This is a genomic window from Actinomadura montaniterrae (assembly GCF_008923365.1).
Taxonomy (GTDB): domain Bacteria; phylum Actinomycetota; class Actinomycetes; order Streptosporangiales; family Streptosporangiaceae; genus Spirillospora; species Spirillospora montaniterrae.
In genome coordinates, this window is the sequence record NZ_WBMR01000139.1 from 1 (window position 1) to 25,860 (window position 25,860).

Here is a 25,860-nt window from a genome sequence, read left to right on the forward strand (position 1 = left end):
GTCCCCGGCATCGAGCGCGCCCGCGCCCGCGGCCTCGGCGTGCTCCGCCGCCGGCTGATCGTCCGGGCCGTCACGCACTACCGCAACCCGGCGAACCTCGAGGAACTGGTGCACACCGCGGTCGCGGCGCGCCTCGACCGGATCGAGCCGATGCACCGTCCCTTGGTCGACGTCCGGCTCGGCTGGCGGAAGGACTGACAATGAGGATCCCGATCGCGGTGACCGGCGCCCTGCTGCTGCTGTGCGGCGCGTCCGCCCTCGCCCTCGGCGCGTCCGGCCTCGCCGGGCACCCGCCGCTCGACCCGGCGCTGGTGCGCTTCGCCGCCGGCAGCCCGTGGTTCCTGCCCGCCGCCGCCGGCGTCGCCGAGATACTGGCGCTCGCCGGCCAGCTGTGGCTGGTCGTGCAGGGTCGCACCGTCGTCCACCTGCGGTGGCCCGACCTCGACCCGCAGACCCGCGCGCACGCCCGCGCCGCCGCCGACGTCCTCGTCAAGACGGCCAAGGAGCTCCCGGACGTCCAGGACGTCCGGATCCGCCTCACCGGCACCGCCAACCGGCCCCGCCTGGTCATGCACGTGACCTGCGCCGGCGACGCGCTGCTCAGCGAGGTCTACGGCGAGCTCGGCGCGGGCCCCATCGAGCGGTACCGCCGCGCCCTGGGCATGCCGGACCTGAAGGCGATCGTCCGCTTCCGCCTGGCGTTCCCGCAACACCAGAAACGCCCCCGCGTCCCCCACCCCGAAACCGCCTGACCCGCGCCACCACAACCCAAGCCCCACACGTCCCGACCAAGGGACCACCCGCACCCGGCGACGGCACCCGGTGTCCGCGCTCGTTCCCAAGCCCCGCGCGGTACCGAGCTACCAGGCCAGCGCGGGGCGAGCCGTCAGCTGGACGCCGGGGCCGGGGTGCGAGCCTGTGCGGAAGCGCTGACCGCAACGGGCGGGGGCTCAGCCACGCAACAGAGCCCAGCTTGAGCGGGGGCGAGCTGGACGCCGGGCGGGGTGCGAGTCTGTGCGGAAGCGCCGACCGCAACGGGCGGGGGTTTTTGGCTCAGCCACGCAACAGAGCCCAGCTTGAGCGGCGGCGAGCTGGACGCCGGGCGAGGTGCGAGCCTGTACGGAAGCGCCGACCGCAACGGGCGGGGGTTTTGGCTCAGCCACGCGACGAGCTGAGCCGTCGCGATCGCGTGCGAAGCCAAGTTCGAGCCTGCGAGAACTTGATCGCGCAGCGAGCCCCTGGGCGAGCCGGAGCGATGCTGCGATCGCACGCATTGCCCGTTGAAGGGAGGGCCCCCAGGGCCCGACCGCCGAGGGCAATGCAAATAAACACGCGACACACCCGTCCGGGGCCGCGCCGGGCGGGGGCGGCGTCCGGCCCCGGACGGGTGCCCGCGCTCGGGCAGGCGCCCCTGCGCCGCGGAGCGGACGCATGCACACGATGGGCGCCCGCGCACACGGAAGCCGTGCAGGTCGCGGGGCATGCACCCGTCACTATGCGCGATCTTCTGGTAACGGTCACGGTTGTGTACATTTCGTTCACGGCGGAACCTCGGGGGAACGGCCGAGACGAGAGGTGCGGGTGGGATGCGGCGTCCCGGTTGGGCGGCGCCCGGGCGCTGGAGCCTGGCCCGGCAGCTGCTGGCGCTGCAGGCGGCGATCGTGGCGCTGCTGGTGGGGGTCGGCGCGACGCTCGCGTATCTGGACGCGCGGCGGGCGACGGACGAGCGTGCGGCGCACACGGTGACGGCGCTGGCGGAGAGCATCGCGGACGCGCCGGACGTGCGGGCGGCGGTGGCTGGGCCGGTGCCGAGCCGGGTGCTGCAGCCGTACGCCGAGCGGATCCGGCATGACACGGGCGTCGACTTCATCACGATCATGAGTCCGGCGGGGATCCGGTTCACGCATCCGAATCCGGCGCGGATCGGGGGGCGGTTCGTCGGGAACACGGCGCGGGCGCTGGCGGGGCACGAGTTCACCGAGACCTATACCGGGACGCTGGGTCCGTCGGTGCGGACGGTGGTGCCGGTGTTCGGGGACGGGCACCGGGTGGTGGCGCTGGTGGCGGTCGGGATCACGATCCGGGCGATCTCGGCGGAGCTGCGGCGGCGGCTGCTCGTGGTGGTGGGGGTCGCGGTGATGGTGCTGGCGATCGGGATCGGCGGGAGCTACCTGGTGGCGGCGCGGTTGCGGCGGCAGACGCGGGGGGTGGCGCCGGGGGAGCTGCGGGGGATGTTCGAGTACTACGAGGCGATCCTGCACGCGGTCCGGGAGGGTCTGGTGCTGCTGGATCGCGGGGGCGGCGTGGTGCTGTGCAATGACGCGGCGCGCGAGCTGCTGGATCTGCCGGCGGACGGTCCGGGCGGGCGGCATGTCGGTGAGCTGGGGTTGCCGGAGGAGCTGGTGGCGTCGATGACGTCGCCGGAGCCGCGCGCGGACGAGATCCATGTCGGGGACACGCGGGTGCTGGTCGTCAACACGTCGCCGGTGCGGTCGGGGGACCGGGCGATGGGCAACGTGGTGACGTTGCGGGACCACACGGAGCTGCAGGGGCTGACGGGCGAGCTGGACACGGTGCGGGGGTTCGCGGAGTCGCTGCGGTCGCAGGCGCACGAGGCGGCGAACCGGCTGCACACGGTGGTGTCGCTGGTGGAGCTGGGGCGGCCGGAGCAGGCGGTGGAGTTCGCGACGGCGGATCTGGCGGCGGCGCAGCGGCTGACGGACCGGGTCGTCGGGTCGGTGGCGGAGCCGGTGCTGGCGGCGCTGCTGCTCGGCAAGTCCGCGGAGGCGGCGGAGCGGGGTGTCGAGCTGGAGATCACCGAGGACACCGCCATCGACGGGGTGGTGGAGCCGCGGGACCTGGTCACGATCCTCGGAAACCTGATCGACAACGCGGTGGACGCGGCGGTGGAGAACGCGGGGGTGCGGCCGCCGCGGGTCCGGGTGAGCGTGCATCGGGAGGACGGGCGGCTCGTGCTGCAGGTCGCCGACAGCGGCCCCGGGGTGGATCCGGCGGACGTCCCGGAGATGTTCCGGCGCGGCTGGACGACCAAGTCGTCCGGCGGCCCGGTGGGGCACGGGCTCGGCCTGGCGCTGGTCGGGCGGGCGGTCCGGCGGCACGCGGGGACGGTGGAGGTCGCCGGCGACGGCGGCGGGGACGACGGTGCGGTGTTCACCGTCCGGTTGCCGCTGGACGCCCGATGATCTCGGTGCTGGTGGTGGAGGACGACCCGGTCGCGGCGGAGGCGCACCGCTCGTACGTCGAGCAGGTCGCGGGGTTCGCGGTCGCGGGGGTGGTGCATTCGGGGGCGGACGCGCTGCGGTTCTGCGAGCGGACGCCCGTCGACGTCGTGCTGCTGGACTTCTACCTCCCCGACACCCACGGCCTGACGGTCTGCCGGGCGCTGCGGGCCGGGGGCAGCGAGGTCGACGTGATCGCGGTGACGTCGGCGCGGGACCTCGCGGTGATCCGTTCGGCGGTGTCGGTCGGCGTCGTCCAGTACCTGCTGAAGCCGTTCACGTTCGCGTCGCTGCGCGACAAGCTCGTCCGGTACGCGCGGTACCGGGAGCAGCTGGTGGGGTCGGGGGAGGTGTCGGGGCAGGCCGACGTGGACGGGATGCTGGCGACGCTGCGGACGCCCGACCACCGGTCGCTGCCGAAGGGGATGAGCGGGGAGACGCTCCAGGCGATCACCGAGGTGCTGACGGGGGCGCCGGAGGGGGTGTCGGCGGCGGCGGCCGCGGACCTCGCCGGGGTGTCGCGCGTGACCGCGCGCCGCTACCTGGAGTACCTCGCGGAGAACGGCCTGGCGACGCGCCGTCCCCACTACGGGCAGGTCGGCCGGCCGGAGGTCCGTTTCTACCCGGGGTAGACGGGCGCGCCGCGGGGTACCTAGGGGACGAACGATCCGTCAGCGACATCGGGGGAGTTGTCGTGGGTGACCTGAACGACAAGGTGGACCGCAGGACCGCCGAACCGGAGCGGAGGAACGAGCGGGGCGAGGCCCGTACGGCCCGCACCGGGGAGGCCGCCGACGACGCCGGACGCGCGGGGGACAAGCCGCGCAAGGTCAAGCCGGGGGACGCCGCCCGGAAGATGCGCGCGATGTTCAAAGGGTAGCGGCCCTTCGCGGCGGGGGCCGGCGGCACTGCGCCGCCGGCCCCCGTTTCGCATGTAAAACCCTGTTGACCTGGCCATTCGTCCGTCCCGACGGGTTTGGGGTGAGGTGCGGTGAGCATCAATCGCACATTGCCGACGCATCGGGGGGACACCGTGAGCCAGGACGAGGGACGCAGGGACGGCTCGGTCGCCACGCAGGACCGGCCGGAGGAGGGGCTGCGCCGCGCCCGTGCCGGCGGCGTGAGCGAGCTCGTGACGTCGGGCGGCCGCACCGAGATCGCCGACGTGGTGGTCGCCAAGATCGCCAGCATGGCGGCCCGCGAGGTGGGCGGGGTGCACGAGATGGGCGCGGGGATGAGCCGGACGATCGGCTCGGTGAAGGAGCGGCTGCCGGGCGTGGCCGCCGACCCGACGCAGGGCGTCGGGGTGCAGGTGGGCGAGCGGCAGGCGGCGATCGACATCGACCTGGTCGTCGACTACGGCGCCTCGATCCCCGATCTCGCCAACGCGGTGCGCTCCAACGTGATCGGGCAGGTGGAGCACATGTGCGGGCTGGAGGTCGTGGAGGTCGACATCACGGTCGACGACATCCATCTGCCGGACGACGACCGCGAGGAGTCCGAGCAGCCGACGGGTCCGCGGGTGCTATGACGGCCCGGACCCGCAGAACACGGCCCGGCGGGCAGGCGCCCCCGCCGGAGCAGCCGCCACCGCCCGCCGCCGGCGCACAAGCCCGCCGGCCAGCAAGAGAAACAGACCCCGCCCGCGGCCCTGCCGCCCCGGGCACCTCCGGCGGTGCCGAGACGCAGAGAAACGCCAAGGCGCACGGCCCGGGCGCGTCCGGCGGCACTGAGCAGCGGGGAAACGCCGAGGCGCACGGCGCGGGCGCGTCGGACGGCGCTGGGAGGCAGGGCAACGTCGAGGCGCATGGCGCGGGCGCGTCGGGTGGCGCTGGGGCACGGGGGAACGCCGGGGCTCACGGCGGCGCGCGGCGGGGGGCCGCGGGGGCGGGCGCTGGTGTGGCGCGGGAGGGCGGTGAGGGCGGCGGTGGCAAGGGGCGGCTGGTGGAGCGGGTCGCGGAGGCGGCGTCCGGCTGCCGGTCGGTGGCGGGGCTGACCTCCGGGCCGCGGGCGCGGATCATGACCTACCGGGCGGGACGGCCGCTCGCCGGCGTCGCCGTCCGGGACGCGGAGATCGAGGTCGGGGTGGTGGCCCGGGTGGAGCGGCCGCTGCCGGAGACCGCGGAGGACGTGCGGCGGGCGGTGCGCCCGCTCGCCGGGGACCGTCCGGTGCACGTCCTGATCGGGGACATCGCCGAAGGGAGCGCGACATGATTCCGGTATGGCCGCTGGTGGGCCTGGCCTTCGGGGTGGCGCTCGGGTTCGCGGGCGCGTTCGGCGGGTTCGGCCCGTTCTTCATCGTGCTGTTCCTCGGCTGCCTCGGGTTCCTGACGGGACGCGCGATCGAGGGGAACCTCGACATCCGGCAGCTGTTCTCGTTCAACACCAGCAGGCGGCCCCGATGACCTCGGACGAGCGGCCCGCCCCGCCCGGCGAGGCGCGCGACGGCGTCCGGGGCGAGGCGCGCGGGCCGGGGGAGCCGGTCCGGCCGCCGGGGGAGCGGGGGCGGACGACGATCAGCGACCGGGTCGTGGCGCGCATCGTGGCGAAGGCGGCCGAGGAGACGGCGGGGACGGGCGGGCTCGACCGGTCGGTGCTCGGCGTGGGGCTGCCGGGGCGCCGCGCGGCCCGCACCGACGTGCGCGTGCACGGGAAGGTCGTCACGGCGAGGGTGGCGGTGTCGGTGGCGTACCCGATGCCGGTGCGGGACGTGGCGCGGCAGGTGCGCGCCGGCGTCCGCGCGCGGGTCGAGGCGCTGACCGGGCTCACCGTGCGGCAGGTGGACATCGACGTGGCCGAGCTGGAGCGGCCCGACGGCGGGAGGACCGTCTCATGATCACGCATGCCGGGCACCGGCGGGTGCCGGCGCGAGGGGCGCGGACGTCCGGGGAGCGGCGGGCGGACCGGGCGGCGCGGCACGCGTTCCGGTCGCGGCGGGTCCGGATCGGCACGCTCGCGGCGCTGATGCTGACCGCGGCGTCGGTGATCGCCGCGATCGACGTGCTGTCCGCGCTGGTCGGGTCGTCGCTGCACGTCGTCGCGTACCGGGAGCTGCTGGACGTCCGGTGGGACGGCTGGGAGGTCCGCGCGATCAGCGGCGGGCTGGTGCTGGTCGGGCTGGTGTTCCTGCTGGCGGGGCTGCTGCCGGGACGGTCGCGGGTCGTGCCGCTGCACGGGCGCGTGCCGGACGTGGTGATGGGCGTCAGCAGGCGCGGGCTGTGCCGGGCGATCGCGGCGGCGGCGGAGGACGCGACCGGGGTGGCGCGGGTCCGGCGGGTGCGGCTGCGGCCGAGGCGGGTCACGGTGGTCGCGGAGACGCCGGTGCGGAACCCGGACGGGCTGGAGGACGGGGTAGCGGAAGCGGTGCGCGCGTGCCTGGAGCGGATCCGGCCGTTGCGGGTCCGGACCGTGAAGGTGCGGATGCGGCACAAGGAGGCCTAGATGGGGGACGGGACCGCGAGGGCCCGGATGAACCGGCGGCCCGCGCATCTCAACCGGACGGGGCTGGTGCTGGTCGGGGCCGTCATGATCGCCGCGGGCGGGGCCGGGCTGGCGCGGGGGGCCGGCGCGTTCGGCCACGACCGCGCGACGGGCCGGGTGTTCAGCGGCACCGTCCGGCGGTACGCCGCAGATCACGGCTGGTTCTGGCCCGCGGTGGCGGCGGCGGTGATCGTCCTGGCGCTGCTCGGGCTGGCCTGGCTGCTGGCGCAGGGCCGGACGGGACGGCTGCCGGGGCTGGCGATGGAGCCGGATCCCTCGGGCGGCCGGACGCGCCTGTCGGGCAAGGCGGTGACGGACGCGCTGGAGTCGGAGGTCGGGGAGTACCCGGGGGTGCGGACGGCGCGGGCCCGGCTGATCGGCTCGTCGCGGCGGCCGGAGCTGCGGCTGAACGTCGCGTATGTGCGCCGCGCCGATCCGGCGGAGCTGCGGCGCCGCATCGAGGAGGAGGGGATGCCGCGGCTGGCGGCGGCGCTCGGCCGCGAGGCGGTGCCGGCGGTGGTGCGGCTGCGGCTGGTCAAGGGCGACCGCGCGGAGACGCTGCTCTGACGCGCGAAGCCGCCGCTCTGACGCGGGGAGACGCCGCTCTGACGCGGGGAGACCTCGCGCCGGAGACGCTGCTCTGACGTTTGGTGACACCTTTGGGGCTTGTTGGGCGTGCATGGCGTTTTGTCCGACTAGCGTCCTTGATAGAGAACATGACGTCGAGGGACTGAGGAGGCTCACTTGATCGACCTGCTGGTTCCGGGCGGCTCCAAGGGGCCTTTCGACGCATGGAGGGAACAGACGGACCACGGCATGGGCCCCTCCCGCTAGAGCGGCCCGAAGACCCGGGGGCGCGGCGGCGACGCCGCGCCCCCGGGTTCTTCTCTCCCCAGTGGGTTGTGTTTTCCAACCCACTGGGGAAATACTGGGCAGTAAGTTGGAGAACACAACGGAGGTGGTCATGCGGGACGCGGTGATCGTGGAAGCGGTGCGCACGCCGGTCGGCAAGGGCAAGCCGGGCGGGGCGCTGCACACCGACCATCCGGCCGACCTGCTGGCGCGGACGCTCAGGACGCTGGTCGAACGGGCCGGCATCGACCCGAGCCAGGTGGACGACGTCGTCGGCGGCGTCGTCACGCAGGTCGGCGACCAGGCCGTCAACATCACCCGGACCGCCGTCCTGGCCGCCGGGTTCCCCGAGACCGTGCCGGCCATGACCGTCGACCGGCAGTGCGGCTCGTCCCAGCAGGCGCTGCACATCGCCGCGCAGGGCGTGCAGAGCGGCGCGTACGACGTCGCGATCGCCTGCGGCGTCGAGTCGATGTCGCGGGTGCCGATGGGCTCGAGCGTGCTGCCCGGCAGCGACCCGTTCGGCCCGATGCTCAAGGAGCGCTACCCGGACGGCCTCGTCGGGCAGGGCATCAGCGCGGAACTGATCGCGGCGAAGTGGGACCTGTCCCGCGAGGAGCTCGACGCCTACGCCTACGAGTCGCACCGCCGCGCCGCCGAGGCGTGGAAGAACGGCGAGTTCGACCGCGAGGTCGCCTGGACCGGGCAGCGCGACGAGACCGTCCGGCCCGGCACGTCGCCGGAGATCCTCGCCGGCCTCAAGCCCGCCTACCACGACGAGCGGATGGCGGCGCGGTTCCCCGAGATCGCCTGGAAGGTCACCGCCGGGAACGCGTCCCCGATCAACGACGGCGCCGCCGCCGTCCTGGTGATGGGCGCGGACGTCGCCGAACGGCTCGGCCTGCGGCCCCGCGCCCGCTTCCACGCGTTCGCGGTGACCGGCGACGACCCGCTGCTCATGCTGACGGCGATCATCCCGGCGACGGAGAAGGTGCTGGCCAGGGGCGGCCTGACGCTGGACGACATCGACCTGTTCGAGGTGAACGAGGCGTTCTCCCCGGTCGTGCTCGCCTGGCAGCGCGCGACCGGCGCCGACCTCGCGCGCGTCAACGTCCGCGGCGGCGCGATCGCCATCGGCCACCCGCTCGGCGCCAGCGGCGCCCGCATCATGACGACGCTGCTGCACGCCCTGGAGGACCGCGGTGGCCGCTTCGGCCTGCAGACGATGTGCGAGGCCGGCGGCCTCGCCAACGCCACGATCGTCGAGCGGCTGTGACCGGCGGTTAGGCTTCCGGGTATGCCGAAGGACGCCCATCCCCGCGAGTGCTCCATCGCCGACACCCTCGACATCGTCGGCGAGCGCTGGAGCCTGCTCGCGATCCGGGAGCTGAGCCACGGCGTCCGCCGGTTCGACCGGATCGCCCGCAACACGGGGGCGGCCCGCGACATCCTCACGGCCCGGCTCCGCAAGCTCGAGGCGAACGGCATCGTCCGCCGCGAGCGCTACAGCGACCGCCCCGTCCGCTACGAGTACCACCTCACGGCGGCGGGGCGGGAGCTGTGCGACGTGCTGATCGTGCTGATGGCGTGGGGCGACCGGCACCTGCACCCGGACGACCCGCCGGTCCGCTGGCAGCACTCCTGCGGCGAGACCCTCAGCCCCATGGTGATCTGCCGGCACTGCGGCAACGAGGCCCGCACCGGCGCCCACTCGCCCACCGGCCGCGGCACCCTCACCGCCTGACCCGCACCCGGCACGGCCCCGCCGCCCGGTCGTGACGCCGCCTGCGCGGGCCGGGCATCGGCGCCAGGAAGGCCCCGGAATGCGATAGAAGAGGGGGCATCTGCAGGAAGGTGCGAGATGTCTGCGATGCCGCTGAAGGCCGGTGATCCCACGCACGTCGGCTCCTGGGAGCTGGAGGGGCGGCTCGGCGAGGGCGGTCAGGGCGTCGTCTACCTCGGGCGGGGGCCCGGCGGCGAGCGGGTCGCGGTCAAGGTGCTGCGGGGGCTGGACGATGAGGCGCTGCGGCGGCTCGGCCGGGAGGTCGAGACGGCGGGGCGGGTCGCGCGCTTCTGCACGGTGCGGATCCTCGACGTCCGGCTGGATCCCGCCCCCGCGTACGTGGTCAGCGAGTACGTGGACGGCCCGTCCCTGCAGGACGCGGTGAAGGCGGAGGGGCCACGGCGGGGCGCTGCGCTGGAGCGGCTGGCGATCGACACGGCGACCGCGCTCGCCGCCGTCCACTCGGCGGGGGTCGTACACCGCGACTTCAAGCCGCACAACGTGCTGCTCGGCCCGGACGGCCCGCGGGTCATCGACTTCGGGATCGCGCGGGATCTGGACGGCACGTCCTCGCTGACCGGGGGCCCGATCGGGACGCCGGCGTACATGGCGCCCGAGCAGATCGAGGGGCGCCCCGCCACCGCGGCGGCGGACGTGTTCGCCTGGGGCGCGACGATGGTGTTCGCCGCGACCGGGCATCCGGCGTTCGCGCGGGACGGTGTGCAGGCGCTGTTCCACCAGATCCTCAGCGAGGACGCGGACCTGTCCGGCCTGGACGGATGGCTGCGCGACCTGGTCGCGTCCTGCCTCGCCAAGGATCCCGACGAGCGGCCGACGGCCGCGGAGGTGATCTCGCGGCTGACGGCGCGGACCGCCTGGCAGCCCGTCGACACGCTGCCCGCCGCCGCGTCGTCCGCACCGCCACCGCCACCGCCGCCCGCCGCCGCGTCGTCCGCACCGCCACCGCCGCCCGCGTCCGCGCTGCCGCCCGTCGCCGCACCCGGGGCCCCGCCTCTCGCATCCGCGGACCCGGCTTTCGCGTCCGTGCCCCCTCCGCCCGCCGCACCGCCTGCCGCGTCCGGGTTCGCCGGCACCATGCCGCAGCAGGCGCCGTGGACGGCACCGCCGGGATGGCCGCAGCAGGCCCATCCCGCGGGCGGAAAGCGCCGCCGCGTCTGGCCGTGGCTGGTGGTCGCCATCACGCTGCCGGTCGTCGCGGCGATGGTGGCGGGCGGCATCATCGTGGCGCGGCAGGTGATGCGCCACAAGGACGCCTCCGCCGTGTCGTCCCTCCCGGCGGACGTGTGCTCGATCTACGACTCGAGCGCGGGCAAGCGCGTCCTGGCCGACATGGGCGCCGCGAAGGGCAAGCGCATCCCGCGGGACAACGCCGACCAGTACGGGGAGTGGAAGCTCTGCGCCTTCGGTACGAACCTGTTCCCGCCGACGGACACCTTCCAGATCCAGCTCGACCTCTACAACCGCGACGACCCGCGGAAGGGGATCGACGACGCGCGCAACGCGCTGCACGGCGGGACGAACTTCGGCTGCTCCGGGACGCCCGGCACGGGGACGGGCGTCGGCGAGGAGAGCTGCGAGGGCCTCACCAACAGCTCGTGGGCCGAGGTCGTGGCGCGCAAGGGCAACGTCATCGCCACCGCCTCCTGCTCCGCGCAGAGCATCAACGACCGCTACCGGGGAGCCCTGCGCCGCGCCGCCCAGCTCGCCCTCGACAAGACCCTGTAGCCGGTGGCACGCCTCTCCGCCCCGCGGAGGGCCCAACAACGAGCGGGCCGCCCGTCAGCACTCGATGACGTTGACGGCGAGGCCGCCGCGCGAGGTCTCCTTGTACTTGTCGAGCATGTCGCGGCCGGTGTCGCGCATGGTCTTGATGGCCTTGTCGAGGGAGACGAAGTGGCGGCCGTCGCCGCGCAGCGAGATGCGGGCGGCACTGATCGCCTTGATGGCGCCGACCGCGTTGCGCTCGATGCAGGGGACCTGGACGAGGCCGCCGACGGGGTCGCAGGTGAGGCCGAGGTTGTGCTCGATGCCGATCTCGGCGGCGTTCTCGACCTGCTCGGGCGTCCCGCCGAGGACCTCGGTGAGCCCGGCGGCGGCCATCGAGCAGGCGGACCCGACCTCGCCCTGGCAGCCGACCTCGGCGCCGGAGATCGAGGCGTTCTGCTTGAACAGCACGCCGATCGCGCCGGCGGTCAGCAGGAACCGGACGGCGCTCCCGTCGTCGCCGTTCTGCACGAACCGGTCGTGATAGTGCAGGACGGCCGGGATGATGCCGGCGGCGCCGTTGGTGGGGGCGGTGACGATGCGCCCGCCGGCGGCGTTCTCCTCGTTGACGGCGAGGGCGAAGAGCGTGACCCAGTCCATCGCGTGCAGCGGGTCTGACGCCTTCTCCGCCGACAGCTGGCGGTGCAGCTGCGGGGCGCGGCGCCGCACCTTCAGCCCGCCCGGCAGGAGGCCCTCGCGGGTGCAGCCGCGGGTCACGCAGGCCCGCATGACGTGCCACAGCGTGAGGAGCCCGTCGCGGATCTCCTGCTCGGTGCGGCCGAACGCCTTCTCGTTCTCCAGCATGAGCGCGGAGATGGACAGGCCCGTCTCGCGGCAGCGGTCGAGCAGCTCGGCGGCGGTGTCGAAGCGGTGCGGCAGGACGGTGTCGTCCGGCTTGATGCGGTCGGCGCCGGTGGCGTTCTCGTCGACGATGAAGCCGCCGCCGACCGAGTAGTACACCTTGGAGCGCAGCTCGTCGCCGGACGCGTCGAACGCGGTGAAGCGCATCCCGTTCGGGTGGCCCGGCAGCGACTCCTTCCGCTCGAAGACCAGGTGCTCGCCGACGGCGAACGGGACGTCGTGCGAGCCGAACAGGCGCAGCGCCTTGCGCTCGCGGACGACGGCGAGCCGGTCGTCCACGCCGTCGACGTCGACGGTCTCGGGCTTGTCGCCTTCGAGGCCGAGGATGACGGCCTTGTCGGACCCGTGGCCCTTCCCGGTGAGGCCGAGGGAGCCGTAGAGGACCGCCTGGACGGACGCGGTCCGCTCCAGCAGGCCGTCCCGGTGCAGGCCGCGGGCGAACCGGTGCGCCGCCGCCATGGGACCGCCCGTGTGCGAGGACGACGGGCCGATGCCGATCTTGAAGAGGTCGAAAACGCTGATGGCCATGGGTGCTACCTCGTCGTAGCGCGCGCCCCCTTCCCGCGCGGGGAAGGGGGCGCGGAGAAGTTACAGGTTCGGGTAGAGCGGGTGCTTGTCGGCGAGGGCCTTCACCCGCGCCGACAGCGCGCCGGCGTCGAAGGACGGCTGCAGCGCCAGCGCGATGACGTCGGCGACCTCGGCGAAGTCCTCGGCCGTGAAGCCGCGGGTCGCGAGGGCCGGGGTGCCGATCCGCAGGCCGGACGTCACCATCGGCGGGCGCGGGTCGTTCGGGACCGCGTTCCGGTTGACGGTGATGCCGATCTCGTGCAGCCGGTCCTCGGCGTCGCGCCCGGTGAGCTCGGAGTCCACCAGGTCGACCAGGACGAGGTGCACGTCCGTGCCGCCGGTCAGCACCTTCACGCCGGCCTTCGCCGAGTCCTCGGCGAGCAGCCGCTCGGCGAGGATCTTCGCGCCCTCGACGGTGACGGCCTGCCGGGCCTTGAACTCCTCCGACGCGGCGATCTTCAGCGCGACCGCCTTGGCGGCGATCACGTGCTCCAGCGGGCCGCCCTGCATGCCCGGGAACACCGCCGAGTTGATCTTCTTGCCGTACTCCTCGCGGGCGAGGATCAGGCCGCCGCGCGGGCCGCCGAGCGTCTTGTGCGTCGTGGTGGTGACGATGTCGGCGTACGGGACGGGCGACGGGTGCAGCCCCGCCGCGACGAGCCCCGCGAAGTGCGCCATGTCCACCATGAGCAGCGCGCCGACCGAGTCGGCGATCTCGCGGAACGCGGCGAAGTCGAGCTGCCGCGGGTACGCCGACCAGCCCGCCACGATCATCTTCGGCCGGTGCTCGGCGGCGAGGGAGGCGACCTCGTCCATGTCGACCAGGCCGTCGTCGGCGCGGACGTGGTAGGGCACCACGTTCAGCACCTTGCCGGAGTAGTTCAGCCGCATCCCGTGGGTGAGGTGCCCGCCGTGCGCGAGGTCGAGGCCGAGGATCGTGTCGCCGTGCTGCAGCAGCGCGAAGTAGACCGCGGTGTTGGCCTGCGCGCCGCTGTGGGGCTGCACGTTCGCGTGCTCCGCGCCGAACAGGGACTTGGCGCGGTCGATCGCGAGCTGCTCGGTGACGTCGACGAACTCGCAGCCGCCGTAGTACCGCCTGCCCGGGTACCCCTCGGCGTACTTGTTGGTCAGGACGGAGCCCTGCGCCTCCAGCACCGACACCGGCGCGAAGTTCTCCGACGCGATCATCTCGAGGGTGGACTGCTGGCGGCGCAGCTCGGCGTCCACCGCCGCGGCGACCTCCGGGTCGGCCGCGGCGAGGGAGTCGTACAGGCCCACGTCAGCTCTCCTCGGTCAGCTTGTCGTAGGCCTCGGCGTCCAGCAGGTCGCCCGGCTCGTCGGAGATCCGCACCTTGAAGATCCAGCCCTCCCCGTACGGGTCGTCGTTGATCACCTTGGGCTCGTCCACCACCGCGGAGTTGATCGCGGTGATCTCGCCGCTGACCGGCGAGTACAGGTCGCTGACCGACTTGGTCGACTCGATCTCCCCGCACGCCTCGCCGGCCTCGACGGTGTCGCCCTCCGAGGGCTGCAGCTCGAGGTAGACGATCTCGCCGAGCGCGTCGGCGGCGTGCGCGGTGATGCCGACGGTGACGATGCCGTCCTCTGCTTCTGAACCGGCAGGGCCGAGGCCGGCCACCCACTCGTGCTCTTCGCTGTAGCGGAGCTGCTCCGGAACGCTCACGTTCTTTTCTCTCTCTATCCCTTGTGGGGGCCGGGCCCCCACACCCCCGGACGACTGTGTTGTCAGGAACGCTTGTAGAACGGCAGGGCCACCACGTCGACCGGCTCCTGCCTGCCGCGCACGTCCACGGCGAGGCCGGCCTCCCCGACGCCGCTGTCGAGGTAGGCCATGGCGATCGGCGTGCCCAGTGTGGGCGACGGGGCGCCGCTGGTCACCACGCCGCACGGCGTGCCGTCCGGCGCGACGACCTGGTACCCCTTCCGGGGCGCGCGACGCCCGCGCGCCACCAGTCCCACGAGCCTACGGCCCGCGGGGGTCTGCGCCTGCGCCGCCAGCGCCGCCTTCCCGACGAAGTCGACCGCCTTGTCCAGTTTGACGACACGGCCGAGTCCGGCCTCGAACGGGGTGGTCTCCCGGGTCAGCTCGTTGCCGTAGAGCGGCATCCCGGCCTCCAGGCGGAGCGTGTCGCGCGCGGACAGCCCGGCGGGCACGACGCCGTCGACGGCCGCGAGGGCCTTCCACAGCGCGACGGCGTCGGCGGCGTCCACGAACAGCTCGAAGCCGTCCTCGCCGGTGTAGCCGGTGCGGGCGATCAGCGCGTCCACGCCGGCGACGCGGTCGGCGAGGATCGCGTAGTAGCGCAGGCCGGCGAGCGGCGCGCCGGTGAACCCCTCGAGGATCGCCTGGGACCGCGGGCCCTGCAGGGCGATCAGCGCGTAGGCGTCGGAGCGGTCGTCGACGGCGGCCTCGAAGCCCGCCGCCCGCTCGGTGAGCGCCTCCCGGACCACCGCGACGTTCGCCGCGTTCGCGACCACCATCCAGGTCTCGTCGGCGAGCCGGTAGACGATCAGGTCGTCGAGGACGCCGCCGTCCGGGTCGCAGATCATCGTGTACCGGGCCTTGCCCACCGCCATCGGCGACAGGTTCCCGACCAGCGCGTGGTCGAGCGCCGCGGCGGCACCGGGGCCGGACAGGAAGATCTCTCCCATGTGGGACAGGTCGAACAGGCCCGCGCCGGTGCGGACGGCCTGGTGCTCGGCGGTCTCGCTCGCGTAGCGCAGCGGCATCAGGTAGCCCGCGAAATCGACGAGGTTCGCGCCGAGGTCCTGGTGGACGTCGTGCAGCGGCGTCTTCTTCGCGGTCGGATCGGCGGACATCGGTTCGGCTCCTTCGTCACGGGGCGCGCGTGGTCCATCGTCCCACTCGCGCACCGGGCGTATCGGTGCCTCCCCCTCTGTCATCGGCGCCTGAGAGCTTCACCCGCCGCCCCGGACGGGACGCGGCGCGGGCTTTCACCTTCGGCGGGGGACGGGGTCCCCGCTTTCCAGAGGTCGCCTGGTCCGTGCGGTCCGTGGGCCTGAGAGGTTCCGGGGAGGATTTGCTCCTTCGGCGTCCCACGCCGGCTGCGTGGAACTCTCCCGCACGGGATCAACGGCGTTCCGCAAGGCTAGCAGTATTCATTGCAGCGCCCTAGGCGTCAGGCGCCGGGGCGCCTTCCTTCGGCGGGCGCTGCGTGCGATCGCTGCATCGCTCCGGCTCGCCCAGGGGCTCGCTGCGCGATCGGATTCTCGCTTCGCTCGAATCCGGCTTCGCTCGCGATCGCGGCGGTCCAGGCTTGCGCGTGGCTGGGCAGAACCCTGCCGGCGGTCGCGAGCCTACCTGGGCGTGGCGGCGGGGGTGCCGGACATCGCCTTCACGCACGCCTGGAGCGCGGCCTTGATCTTGGCCAGCTCGGCCTTCGACGGCGTGGAGCTCGGGTGCGGGCTGGGCATCGTGATCCCGTGCTTGCGCACGCAGTCGTTGAACTTCTGGGCGGCCTGCGCCGTCCCGTTCCCGCCGGGCGCGGTGGGCACGGCGCTGCCCTTCGCGGCGCCGGCGCCCCCGGACGGCGCGGGCGACGACGCCGCGGGGGCCGGCGCCGCGGCGGTGGACGACGAGGCGGTGCTCTTCTTGCCGTCCGAGCCGCCGCATCCGCCGAGCGCGAGCGACAACGCCAGGACCGCCACGAGACTGCGCTTCACAGGATCACTTCTCCAGAGACCGGGGTGGAAAGCGCCATGATGCGCAGAAACCCGCGCGTGCGCCTACCGACGGGCGTGCCAAGAAAACGCGGCCCGGTTAGCACCGCGCCTCATAGCGGGCACCCTAGAGGGGCGTCACATAGGCCCCGGAGATGCCCCCGTCCACCAGGAACTCCGACGCCGTGATGAACGACGCGTCGTCCGACGCCAGGAACGCGACCGCCGCGGCGATCTCCGACGCCTCCGCGAAGCGCCCCACCGGCACGTGGACGAGCCGCCGCGCCGCCCGCTCGGGGTCCTTGGCGAACAGCTCCTGCAGGAGCGGGGTGTTGACGGGGCCGGGGCACAGCGCGTTCACGCGGATCCCCTGCCGCGCGAACTGCACGCCCAGCTCCCGCGACATCGCCAGCACGCCGCCCTTGGACGCGGTGTAGGAGATCTGCGAGGTCGCCGCGCCCATCACCGCGACGAACGACGCGGTGTTGATGATCGACCCCTTGCCCTGCTCCAGCATGTACGGGATGACGTGCTTGCAGCACAGGTAGACGCTGGTCAGGTTGACGTCCTGCACGCGTTTCCAGGCGTCCAGGCCGGTCTCCAGGATCGAGTCGTCGTCGGGCGGGGAGATCCCCGCGTTGTTGAACGCGACGTCGATCCGCCCGTAGGCGTCCTGGACCGTCCGGTAGAGGGCCTCGACCTCGTCCTCGCTGGTCACGTCCACCTTGACGAACAGGCCGCCGAGCTCGTCGGCGGCGCTCTTGCCGGCGGTCTCGTCGACGTCGGCGATGACGGCCGTCGCGCCCTCGGCGGCGAAACGGCGCGCGGTGGCCAGGCCGATGCCGCTGGCGCCGCCGGTCACGACGGCCACCCGGCCTTCCAGACGCTGCATGCTGCTCTCTCCTGTCACTGGCGGGGGACTCGCCGGCTACTCGCCGGCGATGAAGACGTTCTTGGTCTCGGTGAACGCGCCGAGCGCGTCCGGGCCCAGCTCGCGGCCGAGGCCGGACTGCTTGAACCCGCCGAACGGCGTCCAGTACCGCACGGACGAGTGGGAGTTCACCGACAGGTTCCCGGCCTCGACGGCGCGGGAGGCGCGCAGGGCGCGGCCGACGTCGCGGGTCCAGATGGAGCCGGACAGCCCGTAGGGGGTGTCGTTGGCGATCCGGTAGGCGTCGGCCTCGTCCTCGAACGGGACGACGGTGACGACCGGCCCGAACACCTCGTCGTGCCAGGCCGGGAGCGCCGCGTGGTCCGGGGTGGCGAGGACGGTCGGCGGGAACCAGAAGCCGGGGCCCTCGGGCGCGGAGCCGCGGATCACGACGGGCGCGCCGTCCGGCACGTAGGAGGCGACCCGGTCCCGGTGCGCGGCGCTGATCAGCGGCCCGACCTCGGTCTTCTCGTCGCTCGGGTCGCCGACGGCGACGCCGTGCACGGCCGGTTCGAGCAGTTCGAGGAACCGGTCGTAGACGGGGCGTTCCACCAGGATCCGGGAGCGGGCGCAGCAGTCCTGGCCGGCGTTCTCGAACACCGCGTACGGGGCGGTCGCGGCGGCCTTCTCCAGGTCGGCGTCCGCGAAGACGATGTTCGCGGACTTGCCGCCGAGTTCCAGCGTCAGCCGCTTCACGCCCGGCGCGCACGCCTGCATGATCTCCTTGCCGACCCGGGTGGAGCCGGTGAAGACGATCTTGCGGACGTCCGGGTGGTCGACGAGCCGCCGGCCCGCCACCGGCCCGGCGCCCGGCAGGACCTGCAGCACGCCCTCCGGCAGCCCCGCCTCCAGCGCCAGCTCCCCGACGCGGCGCGCGGTCAGCGGGGTGAGCTCGGCGGGCTTGACGATCACCGTGTTGCCCGCGGCGAGCGCCGGCGCCATGCCCCAGCCCATGATCGGCATCGGGAAGTTCCACGGCACGATCACGCCGACGACGCCGATCGGCTCGGCGAACGTCACGTTCACCCCGCCCGGCACCGGGATCTGCCGCCCGGTGAGCCGCTCCGGCGCGGCGGCGTAGTAGTGCAGGACGTCCCGCAGGTTGCCGGCCTCCCAGCGCGCCTGCCCGATCGGATGCCCGGCGTTGCGGACCTCCAGCGCGGCCAGCTCGTCCAGATGCTCGCCGACCTTGTCGGCGAACGCCCGGAGCAGCCGCGCCCGGTCGCCCGGCGCCACGTCCCGCCACGCCGGGAACGCCCGTTTGGCTCGTTCCACCGCCGCGTCGGTCTCGTCCGCCGACGCCAGCGCGACGACCTCCACGACCTCCTCGGTCGCCGGATTCAGAACCTCGAACTCGCTCATTTCCCCCTCTTCGCTCACAGGCGTTCGAAGCCGCGGAACATCTCCCAGTCCGTGACGGCGCGGTCGTAGGCGTCGAGTTCCACGCGGGCGCAGTTGGCGTAGTGCTCGACGACCTCCTTGCCGAACGCGTCGACGGCCAGGGAGCTGCGCTCCCAGTCGGCGGCCGCGTCGCGGAGCGTCCGCACGACGGTCTCCGCGTCGGTCGCGTACGCGTTGCCCGCGTACGGCTCCTCCAGCGGCAGCTCGTTCTCGATGCCCCGCAGGCCCGCCGCGACCAGCGCCGACACCGCCAGGTACGGGTTGACGTCGCCGCCCGGCACCCGGTTCTCGATCCGCAGCGACGGCCCGTGCCCGACGAGCCGCAGCGCGCACGTCCGGTTGTCGACGCCCCACTTGATCGCGGTCGGCGCGAACGAGCCCGGCTGGTAGCGCTTGTAGGAGTTGATGTTCGGCGCGTACAGCAGCGTGAAGTCGCGCAGGCACGCCTGCTGGCCCGCGATGAAGTGCTCGCCGATCTTCGACAGCCCGTGCGGGCCGTCCCCGGCCAGGACCGGCGTCCCGTCGGCGTCCCGCAGCGAGATGTGCACGTGGCACGAGTTGCCCTCGCGCTCGTTCGGCTTCGCCATGAAGGTGATCGACATGCCCTCCTGGGCGGCGATCTCCTTCGCGCCGGTCTTGTACAGGACGTGGTTGTCGCACGTCCGCAGCGCCTCGTCGAACCGGAACGCGATCTCGTGCTGGCCGAGGTTGCACTCGCCCTTGGCCGACTCGACGTACATCCCCGCCCCGGTCATGCCGTTGCGGATCCGGCGCAGCAGCGGCTCGACGCGGGCGCCCCCGAGCAGCGAGTAGTCCACGTTGTACTGGTTGGCCGGGGTCAGGTCGCGGTACGCCCTCCGCCAGGCGTCCTCGTAGGAGTCCTGGTAGACGACGAACTCCAGCTCGGTCCCGACGTAGGCGCCCCAGCCCCGCTCGGCCAGCCTGGCGAGCTGGCGCCGCAGGATCTGCCGGGGCGAGGGCGCCACGTCGGAGCCGTCCTCCCACACGATGTCGGCGTGGACCAGCGCCGCGCCCTCCTGCCACGGGATCCGGCGGAGCGTCCCGAGGTCGGGGCGCATGACGAAGTCGCCGTAGCCCCGCTCCCAGGACGACATGGCGTAGCCGTCCACCGTGTTCATGTCGACGTCGACGGCCAGCAGGTAGTTGCAGCCCTCCGAGCCGTGCCCGGCCACCTCCTCCAGGAAGTAGCGGGACGACAGCCGCTTGCCCTGCAGGCGCCCCTGCATGTCGGCGATCGCCACGATCACGGTGTCGATCCGGCCCTCCGCCGCCTCCTCGCGCAGTTCGTCGAGGGTGAGCGATGTGGTCACGTTCCCGGTCTCCTAACGGGCGCTAGCCCAGCGACTGGAGTTCCTGCTCGATGGCCGCCAGCTCCTCGGCGCTGCCCTGCACCTTCGGGCCGGTGAACCACTTGCGGGCCGACAGGACCCACCACAGCCCCGCGCCGCCGAGCACGACGAGGATCGCGATGGGGGAGTAGTTGAAGCTGTCCTTGGTGATCGGGTTCGCGGGCGGCAGGACGAACAGGATCGAGATCACGACGACCCAGACCACCGCGAGGGTCCCGATCGGCCTGCTCCACCTGCCGAGGCTCCAGGGCCCGGCCTTGAAGTCCTTGCCCTGCCGCAGTCGCAGGAACGTCGGGATCACGTAGGCGATGTAGAGCCCGATCACCGCGACCGACGTCACCGCCAAGTACGCGGTCAGGTTCCAGATCGCGGGCAGGGCCAGGACGAACGCGCCGCCGGCGGCCAGCCAGATCGCGTTGGTGGGCGTCCGGCTGCGCTTGTTGATCCGGTGCCAGAAGGACGAGAACGGCAGCGCCCCGTCCCGCGAGAACGCGTAGATCATCCGGGAGTTCGCCGTCACCGACGACATCCCGCAGAAGAACTGCGCGCCGAACGAGACCAGGATCAGCAGCTTGCCCATCGTGTCGCCGGTCGCCGCGATGAAGATCCCGGCCGGGCCGTCCTTGACGGCCTCGCCGTAGTCCTGGATCGCGAAGGTGACGCCGAGCAGCAGCACCCAGCCCGCCACGACCGAGATCAGCACCGAGTTCACGATGCCCTTCGGCCCCGACCGCGCCGCGTCGTGCGTCTCCTCGGTCATGTGCGCGGACGCGTCGTACCCGGTCAGCGTGTACTGCGACAGCAGCAGGCCGATCAGCGCCGCGTACGCGCCGTACTGCCAGCCCGTCTCGTTGACGAACTTGGTGAACACGAACCCGGCGGACTGGTGGTGCGACGGCTTGACCGCCAGCACCCCGACCACGAACGCGACGCCGAGCACGTGCCACCACACGCTGACGCTGCTCAGCACCGAGACGATCTTCACGCCGAACTGGTTCAGCAGCGCGTGCACGACCAGCAGGATCGCGAACAGCAGGAACGTGTGGCCGAGCGTCACGTCGTAGGAGAACTGCAGGTCCAGCAGCGGGTTCAGGAACGCGGCCGAGCCGTAGACGATCGCGGCCGTCACCGCGACCTGGCCGATGAAGTTGAACCAGCCGGTGAACCACGACCACGCCGGGCCGTTCGACGGGGCGAGCTTGGCGGCCCAGTAGTACAGGCCGCCGGCGGTCGGGTAGCTGGAGCACACCTCGGCCATCGCCAGCGCGACCAGCAGCGTCATCGCGCCGACGCCGAGCCAGCCCCAGGTGATGACGACGGGGCCGCCGCCCTTGAGGCCGATGGTGTAGGAGGTCAGGCAGCCCGACAGCACCGAGATGATGGTGAACGAGACCGCGAAGTTGGAGAAGCCGGACATGGACCGGCTGAGTTCCTGGGCGTAGCCCAGCTCGTGCAGCCGTTTCTCGTCGTCGGACATGGGGTCGGGGGATGCCTTGTGCTCGTCGATGCTCACGAGCACCTCCTCGCGTGCCACGGGGGGTTTCGACACAGCCGCAATGGGCTAATGACAGACCATTAATGTTTGCGGAGGGGTCCGCGTCAACCCCCCGAACGACGACGAAACGCACATGTAACGTGGAGCCGGAAGCCCCCCGCGGACCGAAGGACGGTCATGCCCGCACCCGAGCCTGACCCCCGCGCGCCCGACGCCGGGGGCGTTCCCGACCTCGCCGCGGCGGCGGTGTTCCGCCCCGTCCGGGCCGGCAACGCCTTCGAGGAGACCGTCGAGCGGCTCCTCCAGGCGATCAAGCTGGGCGTCGTCGACCGCGGGGAGCGGCTCCCGCCCGAACGCGAGCTGGCGCCGCTCCTCGGCGTCAGCCGCGTCACGCTCCGCGAGGCGATCCGGGCCGTCCAGCAGGAGGGCTACGTCGAGTCGCGGCGCGGCCGCTTCGGCGGGACGTTCGTCACCTACGAGCGCCCGAAGCCCCGGCAGTCCGACCTCAGGCGGGCCCTCGCCCAGATGGGCGACGGCCTCAACGACACCCTCACCTTCCGGATGGCCGTCGAGACCGGCGCGGCGCAGATCCTCGCCACCACCCGGCTGTCGCCGGAGCAGCGGGCGGGGCTGCGCGGCCGCCTCGCCGAGCTGAACGCCGCCGGCCCGGACGAGTACCGCCGCCTCGACACCCTGTTCCACCTCGCCATCGCCGAGATGACCGGGTCCGCGCTGCTGTCGGCCGCCTGCGCCGACGCCCGGATGCGCGTCACCGACCTGCTCAACGCCATCCCCGTCCTCGGCCGCAACATCGAGCACGCCGCCGTCCAGCACGCCGCCATCGTCGAGGCGATCCTCGCCGGCGACCCCGAGGCCGCCCGCCGCGCCGTCGCCGAGCACCTGGAAGGCACCGCCGCCCTCCTCCGCGGCTTCCTGGGGTAGCCGGGCCCCGCCTCCGTAGCCGTCGCCCGTTGCGCTGAACGCGAATGCGGCGCGTTGACGTAGTCTGAGGTGGTTGCTGGAGGCCACCCCTCGGTGCGCGGGGTGCACGACGGAGGGGCATGACGCATGGGCTGGCTGGCGGGAGTGCTGATCCTGTTCTTCGGCCTGCTGGCGTCCATCGCGCTGCACGAGCTCGGCCACTTCAGCTTCGCCAAGCTGTTCCGCGTGCGCACGACCCAGTTCATGGTCGGGTTCGGGCCCACGATGTGGTCCAAGCGCAAGGGCGAGACCGAGTACGGCGTGAAGTGGATCCCCCTCGGCGGCTACATCCGCATGATCGGGATGCTGCCGCCGCGCCGCGGCGACGCCCCCGGCACCGTCCGGCGGATCAGCACCGGCCCCTGGCAGGGCCTCATCGAGTCCGCGCGCGGCGCGGCGCTCGAGGAGGTGCGGCCGGACGACGGCGACCGGGTCTTCTACGCCAAGCCGTGGTGGCAGAAGCTGATCATCATGTTCGCCGGCCCCGCGATGAACCTGGTGCTCGCGGTGGTGTTCTTCTCGATCCTGCTGATGGGCATCGGGAAGCAGACCCAGCAGCCCGTCATCCAGGACGTCTCCGAGTGCGTCGTCCCGGCGAGCCAGTCCAACGCGACCAGCTGCCCCGCGGGCGCCACCCCGACCCCCGCCCACCAGGCCGGGATGCGGCCCGGCGACCGGATCGTGTCCTTCCAGGGCCACAAGATCAAGGACTATGAGCAGCTCCGGAAGCTGATCCGCGACTCCGGCGGGCAGAACGTCCCGGTGGTGATCCGGCGCGACGGCCACGACATGGCGCTGACCGTCCCGATCGCCCGCAACCAGATGTACGACCTCAACGACGACACCAAGATCGTCAACGTGGGGTTCCTCGGCATCACCCCCACCCAGGCCATGCAGCGGCAGGGCCCCGGCGCCGTCGCCGACGCCATGGGGTCGATGACCGAGCACACCGTCGGCGCGCTCGTCCGGATGCCGCAGAAGATGGTCGGCGTCTGGAACGCCGCGTTCGGCGGCGAGAAGCGCGACCCGAACGGCCCGGTCGGCGTCGTCGGCGTCAGCCGCATCGGCGGCGACGTCGCCGCCTCCAAGACCCTCACGACCACCGAGAAGGTCTGGTACTTCGTCATGCTGCTCGGCTCGCTGAACCTGGCGGTCGGGCTGTTCAACCTCGTCCCGCTGCTCCCGCTGGACGGCGGCCACATGGCCGGCGCGCTGCTGGAGGCGCTGAAGAAGGCGTTCGCCCGGGTCTTCCGCAAGCCCGACCCCGGCTACGTCGACGTCGCCAAGGCGCTGCCCGTCACCTACGTGATGGCGGCCGTCCTGATCGTCATGGGCGGCCTGCTCATCTACGCCGACGTGTTCAACCCGATCCGGTTCAAGGGCTGATCACACGGTGACCGGCATCTCGCCGGTCTTCAGGAACGCGTCCAGCGCCGCCTCGTAGGGGCCGATGTCCAGGCCCTGCGCGGCCAGCCACACGTCCGACCCGTACGTGCCCGCGTACCGCTCGCCGCCGTCGCAGATCAGCGTGACCACGCTGCCGCGCTCGCCGCGCGCCCGCATCTGCGCGATCAGCTCCGCCGCGCCCCACATGTTGGTGCCCGTCGACCCGCCGACGTCCCGGCCGCTGACCCGGCTCGTCCAGCGCATCGCCGCGACGGACGCCGCGTCCGGCACCTGGATCATCCGGTCGATCACCGTCGGCAGGAACGACGGCTCGACCCGCGGGCGGCCGATCCCCTCGATCCGCGAGCCCGCCGCGGTCCGCTCCGGGTCGCCGTCGGCGAACGACCCGAAGAACGCCGAGCCCTCCGGGTCCACCACCGCGAGCCGCGTCTGGAACCGCCGGTACCGGGCGTACCGGCCGATCGTCGCGGACGTCCCGCCCGTCCCGGCGCCGACCACCACCCAGGACGGCTCCGGGAACCGCTCCAGCCGCATCTGCTCGAAGATCGACTCGGCGATGTTGTTGTTGCCGCGCCAGTCCGTCGCCCGCTCGGCGTAGGTGAACTGGTCCATGAAGTGCCCGCCGCACTCGGCCGCGAGCCGCCGCGACTCGTCGTAGATCGAGGACGGGTCGTCCACGAGATGGCAGCGGCCCCCGTAGAACTCGATGAGGCCGATCTTCTCCGGGCTCGTCGACGCGGGCATCACCGCCACGAACGGCAGCCCGAGCAGCCGCGCGAAGTACGCCTCCGACACCGCCGTCGACCCGCTGGAGGCCTCGATGATCACCGTTCCCTCGCGGATCCAGCCGTTCGCCAGCCCGTACAGGAACAGCGACCGCGCCAGCCGGTGCTTCAGCGACCCCGTCGGATGCACCGACTCGTCCTTGAGGTACAGGTCGATGCCCCACTCCGGAGGCAGCGGGAACACGTGCAGGTGCGTGTCGGCGCTGCGGTTGGCGTCGGCCTCGACCTTGCGGATCGCCTCGGCGATCCAGGCCCGGCACCCGGGGTCGCAGCGGTCGGCGGTACGGCTCACGGTGATGTTCCCCTCGATCCTCGTCGATCGGCCGGGTCCCACGATATCGGCGCATGTCACCGGGCATTATGGTGCCCAGCAGGGGGACACATGATCGACCTTTTCCGGCACCGGATCGTGGAGACCGGTCGGCTGCCGCTGTTCGGCTTCTTCACCGCGTTCATCCTCACGTTCGTGCTGACGCGGGTGATCGTCCGGCTGATCCGCGCGAACGTGAGCGGCTGGTTCGGCAACGTGCGGGCCGGCGACACCCACGTCCACCACGTCGTGTTCGGCGTGGTGCTGATGCTGGTCGGCGGCATCGCGAGCCTCGCCACGCCGGACGCCTACGTCGCGCTGGACTGCGCCGCGGCCGTCGTGTTCGGGGCGGGCTCCGCGCTCGTGCTGGACGAGTTCGCGCTGCTGCTGCACCTCAGCGACGTCTACTGGACGGAGAAGGGCCGCGCGTCCGTCGACGCCGTGTTCGTCGCGATCGCCGTCACCGGGCTGCTGCTGCTCGGCATCCGCCCGTTCGGGTTCGCCGACGCCGTCCCGGACCCGGCGGGCAGCGCCCTCGCGCAGGCGTACTTCGCCTCGACCGTCGCCAACCTCGTCCTCGCGGTGATCACGCTGCTGAAGGGCAAGATCTGGACGGGCCTGATCGGGCTGTTCCTGCCCGTCCTGCTGGTGGTGGGCGCGATCCGGGTGGCGCGTCCGGGGTCGCCGTGGTCGCGCTGGCTGTACGGCCCGGAGTCGCGCAAGTACCAGCGGGCGGTGCGCCGGGAGGTCCGGTTCCGGCGGCCGCTGATCCGGGCGAAGATCTGGGTGCAGGAGTTCATCGCGGGCCGGCACGACCTCATCCCGCCGGAGCTGCTGCAGCGCAGCGCCGACGCCGCCGAGCGCGCCCGCCGCCGCAGGCTGGCCCGCGCCGCCCGCAAGGCCGCCGCCCG

The 25,860-nt window shown here is 73.0% G+C and carries 27 protein-coding genes and 2 riboswitches; of the genes, 17 read left to right on the forward strand and 10 right to left on the reverse strand.

Annotated elements, in window-relative coordinates:
• The 14 genes from F9B16_RS51435 to F9B16_RS34115 all read left to right on the forward strand — a co-directional run.
• Positions 1 to 198: DUF6286 domain-containing protein (locus F9B16_RS51435; RefSeq protein ID WP_192809128.1), on the forward strand; the 198-nt coding region annotated here is incomplete at its 5' end.
• Between the two features lie 2 nt (positions 199 to 200).
• Positions 201 to 752 carry a hypothetical protein gene (locus tag F9B16_RS34055; RefSeq protein WP_151544329.1) on the forward strand — a complete coding sequence of 184 codons (552 nt, stop codon included), beginning with the start codon at positions 201 to 203 and terminating at the stop codon, positions 750 to 752.
• A gap of 834 nt (positions 753 to 1,586) precedes the next feature.
• Positions 1,587 to 3,203 carry a sensor histidine kinase gene (locus F9B16_RS34060; RefSeq protein ID WP_151544330.1) on the forward strand — a complete coding sequence of 539 codons (1,617 nt, stop codon included), beginning with the start codon at positions 1,587 to 1,589 and terminating at the stop codon, positions 3,201 to 3,203.
• Entirely contained in the window at positions 3,200 to 3,871 is a 672-nt protein-coding gene (locus F9B16_RS34065; protein WP_151544331.1) for a response regulator, read from the forward strand. The genes F9B16_RS34060 and F9B16_RS34065 overlap by 4 nt, the downstream gene beginning before the upstream one ends.
• Before the next feature lie 62 nt (positions 3,872 to 3,933).
• A complete protein-coding gene (locus F9B16_RS34070; protein WP_151544332.1) occupies positions 3,934 to 4,119 on the forward strand; it encodes a hypothetical protein in 186 nt (61 codons plus the stop codon).
• A 153-nt stretch (positions 4,120 to 4,272) separates the two neighbouring features.
• Positions 4,273 to 4,770: an Asp23/Gls24 family envelope stress response protein gene (locus F9B16_RS34075; protein WP_404800540.1), complete on the forward strand. Its 498-nt coding sequence runs from the start codon at positions 4,273 to 4,275 to the stop codon at positions 4,768 to 4,770.
• A 413-nt stretch (positions 4,771 to 5,183) separates the two neighbouring features.
• Positions 5,184 to 5,453 (forward strand): hypothetical protein, encoded by a 270-nt coding sequence (locus F9B16_RS34080; RefSeq protein ID WP_225992193.1) that lies wholly within the window; start codon positions 5,184 to 5,186, stop codon positions 5,451 to 5,453.
• A complete protein-coding gene (locus F9B16_RS34085; RefSeq protein WP_151544334.1) occupies positions 5,450 to 5,644 on the forward strand; it encodes a hypothetical protein in 195 nt (64 codons plus the stop codon). Before F9B16_RS34080 ends, F9B16_RS34085 begins: the two co-directional genes overlap by 4 nt.
• The gene (locus F9B16_RS34090) at positions 5,641 to 6,075 is read left to right on the forward strand and encodes an Asp23/Gls24 family envelope stress response protein (RefSeq protein WP_151544335.1); all 435 of its coding nucleotides are present in this window, start codon (positions 5,641 to 5,643) and stop codon (positions 6,073 to 6,075) included. The genes F9B16_RS34085 and F9B16_RS34090 overlap by 4 nt, the downstream gene beginning before the upstream one ends.
• A complete protein-coding gene (locus tag F9B16_RS34095) occupies positions 6,072 to 6,680 on the forward strand; it encodes a DUF6286 domain-containing protein (RefSeq protein ID WP_151544336.1) in 609 nt (202 codons plus the stop codon). Before F9B16_RS34090 ends, F9B16_RS34095 begins: the two co-directional genes overlap by 4 nt.
• Positions 6,681 to 7,286: an alkaline shock response membrane anchor protein AmaP gene (locus tag F9B16_RS34100; RefSeq protein WP_225992194.1), complete on the forward strand. Its 606-nt coding sequence runs from the start codon at positions 6,681 to 6,683 to the stop codon at positions 7,284 to 7,286.
• A 397-nt stretch (positions 7,287 to 7,683) separates the two neighbouring features.
• Positions 7,684 to 8,847: a thiolase family protein gene (locus tag F9B16_RS34105; RefSeq protein ID WP_151544337.1), complete on the forward strand. Its 1,164-nt coding sequence runs from the start codon at positions 7,684 to 7,686 to the stop codon at positions 8,845 to 8,847.
• A gap of 21 nt (positions 8,848 to 8,868) precedes the next feature.
• Positions 8,869 to 9,315 carry a winged helix-turn-helix transcriptional regulator gene (locus tag F9B16_RS34110; protein ID WP_151544338.1) on the forward strand — a complete coding sequence of 149 codons (447 nt, stop codon included), beginning with the start codon at positions 8,869 to 8,871 and terminating at the stop codon, positions 9,313 to 9,315.
• A 117-nt stretch (positions 9,316 to 9,432) separates the two neighbouring features.
• Complete coding sequence (locus F9B16_RS34115) at positions 9,433 to 11,100, forward strand: serine/threonine-protein kinase (RefSeq protein ID WP_151544339.1); 1,668 nt, start codon at positions 9,433 to 9,435, stop codon at positions 11,098 to 11,100.
• Between the two features lie 54 nt (positions 11,101 to 11,154).
• Here the strand turns inward: F9B16_RS34115 and F9B16_RS34120 are convergent, their stop codons facing one another.
• The 9 genes from F9B16_RS34120 to F9B16_RS34160 form a co-directional block, all read right to left on the reverse strand.
• Positions 11,155 to 12,528 (reverse strand): L-serine ammonia-lyase, encoded by a 1,374-nt coding sequence (locus F9B16_RS34120; protein ID WP_151544340.1) that lies wholly within the window; start codon positions 12,526 to 12,528, stop codon positions 11,155 to 11,157.
• Positions 12,529 to 12,588: 60 nt separating this feature from the next.
• The gene (locus F9B16_RS34125; RefSeq protein ID WP_151544341.1) at positions 12,589 to 13,845 is read right to left on the reverse strand and encodes a serine hydroxymethyltransferase; all 1,257 of its coding nucleotides are present in this window, start codon (positions 13,843 to 13,845) and stop codon (positions 12,589 to 12,591) included.
• A 1-nt stretch (position 13,846) separates the two neighbouring features.
• The gene (gene gcvH / locus F9B16_RS34130; protein WP_151544342.1) at positions 13,847 to 14,251 is read right to left on the reverse strand and encodes a glycine cleavage system protein GcvH; all 405 of its coding nucleotides are present in this window, start codon (positions 14,249 to 14,251) and stop codon (positions 13,847 to 13,849) included.
• A gap of 62 nt (positions 14,252 to 14,313) precedes the next feature.
• Positions 14,314 to 15,408 (reverse strand): glycine cleavage system aminomethyltransferase GcvT, encoded by a 1,095-nt coding sequence (gcvT, locus tag F9B16_RS34135; protein WP_151544343.1) that lies wholly within the window; start codon positions 15,406 to 15,408, stop codon positions 14,314 to 14,316.
• Between the two features lie 74 nt (positions 15,409 to 15,482).
• Positions 15,483 to 15,582: riboswitch (glycine riboswitch) on the reverse strand.
• A 4-nt stretch (positions 15,583 to 15,586) separates the two neighbouring features.
• A riboswitch (glycine riboswitch) is annotated at positions 15,587 to 15,682 on the reverse strand.
• Between the two features lie 224 nt (positions 15,683 to 15,906).
• Positions 15,907 to 16,272, reverse strand: coding sequence for a hypothetical protein (locus F9B16_RS34140; protein ID WP_151544344.1), 366 nt, complete (start codon positions 16,270 to 16,272; stop codon positions 15,907 to 15,909).
• Positions 16,273 to 16,396: 124 nt separating this feature from the next.
• The gene (locus tag F9B16_RS34145) at positions 16,397 to 17,161 is read right to left on the reverse strand and encodes a 3-oxoacyl-ACP reductase (protein ID WP_151544345.1); all 765 of its coding nucleotides are present in this window, start codon (positions 17,159 to 17,161) and stop codon (positions 16,397 to 16,399) included.
• A gap of 36 nt (positions 17,162 to 17,197) precedes the next feature.
• On the reverse strand, positions 17,198 to 18,562 hold the full coding sequence (locus tag F9B16_RS34150) for an aldehyde dehydrogenase family protein (RefSeq protein WP_151544346.1): 1,365 nt from the start codon (positions 18,560 to 18,562) through the stop codon (positions 17,198 to 17,200).
• 14 nt (positions 18,563 to 18,576) lie between these two features.
• The gene (locus F9B16_RS34155; RefSeq protein ID WP_151544347.1) at positions 18,577 to 19,932 is read right to left on the reverse strand and encodes a glutamine synthetase family protein; all 1,356 of its coding nucleotides are present in this window, start codon (positions 19,930 to 19,932) and stop codon (positions 18,577 to 18,579) included.
• Between the two features lie 22 nt (positions 19,933 to 19,954).
• Entirely contained in the window at positions 19,955 to 21,484 is a 1,530-nt protein-coding gene (locus F9B16_RS34160) for an amino acid permease (protein ID WP_225992195.1), read from the reverse strand.
• A gap of 159 nt (positions 21,485 to 21,643) precedes the next feature.
• Here F9B16_RS34160 and F9B16_RS34165 point away from each other — a divergent pair, with 159 nt between their 5' ends.
• Both F9B16_RS34165 and F9B16_RS34170 read left to right on the forward strand, forming a co-directional pair.
• Positions 21,644 to 22,408 (forward strand): FadR/GntR family transcriptional regulator, encoded by a 765-nt coding sequence (locus F9B16_RS34165; RefSeq protein ID WP_151544348.1) that lies wholly within the window; start codon positions 21,644 to 21,646, stop codon positions 22,406 to 22,408.
• Positions 22,409 to 22,534: 126 nt separating this feature from the next.
• Positions 22,535 to 23,833 (forward strand): M50 family metallopeptidase, encoded by a 1,299-nt coding sequence (locus F9B16_RS34170; protein ID WP_151544349.1) that lies wholly within the window; start codon positions 22,535 to 22,537, stop codon positions 23,831 to 23,833.
• Here the strand turns inward: F9B16_RS34170 and F9B16_RS34175 are convergent, their stop codons facing one another.
• On the reverse strand, positions 23,834 to 24,931 hold the full coding sequence (locus F9B16_RS34175) for an L-cysteine desulfhydrase Cds1 (RefSeq protein WP_151544350.1): 1,098 nt from the start codon (positions 24,929 to 24,931) through the stop codon (positions 23,834 to 23,836).
• A gap of 90 nt (positions 24,932 to 25,021) precedes the next feature.
• On the opposite strand from F9B16_RS34175, the gene F9B16_RS34180 reads away from it, so the two are divergent.
• On the forward strand, positions 25,022 to 25,860 hold an 839-nt coding region (locus F9B16_RS34180), incomplete at its 3' end, for a hypothetical protein (RefSeq protein WP_225992196.1).

Coding starts and splice junctions, on each gene's coding strand:
- F9B16_RS34145 (WP_151544345.1), bottom strand. CDS start 17,161: ATGCAGCGTCTGGAAGGCCGGGTGGCCGTCGTGACCGGCGGCGCCAGC.
- F9B16_RS34085 (WP_151544334.1), top strand. CDS start 5,450: ATGATTCCGGTATGGCCGCTGGTGGGCCTGGCCTTCGGGGTGGCGCTC.
- F9B16_RS34110 (WP_151544338.1), top strand. CDS start 8,869: ATGCCGAAGGACGCCCATCCCCGCGAGTGCTCCATCGCCGACACCCTC.
- F9B16_RS34120 (WP_151544340.1), bottom strand. CDS start 12,528: ATGGCCATCAGCGTTTTCGACCTCTTCAAGATCGGCATCGGCCCGTCG.
- F9B16_RS34115 (WP_151544339.1), top strand. CDS start 9,433: ATGTCTGCGATGCCGCTGAAGGCCGGTGATCCCACGCACGTCGGCTCC.
- F9B16_RS34150 (WP_151544346.1), bottom strand. CDS start 18,562: ATGAGCGAGTTCGAGGTTCTGAATCCGGCGACCGAGGAGGTCGTGGAG.
- F9B16_RS34100 (WP_225992194.1), top strand. CDS start 6,681: ATGGGGGACGGGACCGCGAGGGCCCGGATGAACCGGCGGCCCGCGCAT.
- F9B16_RS34105 (WP_151544337.1), top strand. CDS start 7,684: ATGCGGGACGCGGTGATCGTGGAAGCGGTGCGCACGCCGGTCGGCAAG.
- gcvT (WP_151544343.1), bottom strand. CDS start 15,408: ATGTCCGCCGATCCGACCGCGAAGAAGACGCCGCTGCACGACGTCCAC.
- F9B16_RS34060 (WP_151544330.1), top strand. CDS start 1,587: ATGCGGCGTCCCGGTTGGGCGGCGCCCGGGCGCTGGAGCCTGGCCCGG.
- F9B16_RS34065 (WP_151544331.1), top strand. CDS start 3,200: ATGATCTCGGTGCTGGTGGTGGAGGACGACCCGGTCGCGGCGGAGGCG.
- F9B16_RS34055 (WP_151544329.1), top strand. CDS start 201: ATGAGGATCCCGATCGCGGTGACCGGCGCCCTGCTGCTGCTGTGCGGC.
- F9B16_RS34095 (WP_151544336.1), top strand. CDS start 6,072: ATGATCACGCATGCCGGGCACCGGCGGGTGCCGGCGCGAGGGGCGCGG.
- F9B16_RS34090 (WP_151544335.1), top strand. CDS start 5,641: ATGACCTCGGACGAGCGGCCCGCCCCGCCCGGCGAGGCGCGCGACGGC.
- F9B16_RS34165 (WP_151544348.1), top strand. CDS start 21,644: ATGCCCGCACCCGAGCCTGACCCCCGCGCGCCCGACGCCGGGGGCGTT.
- F9B16_RS34170 (WP_151544349.1), top strand. CDS start 22,535: ATGGGCTGGCTGGCGGGAGTGCTGATCCTGTTCTTCGGCCTGCTGGCG.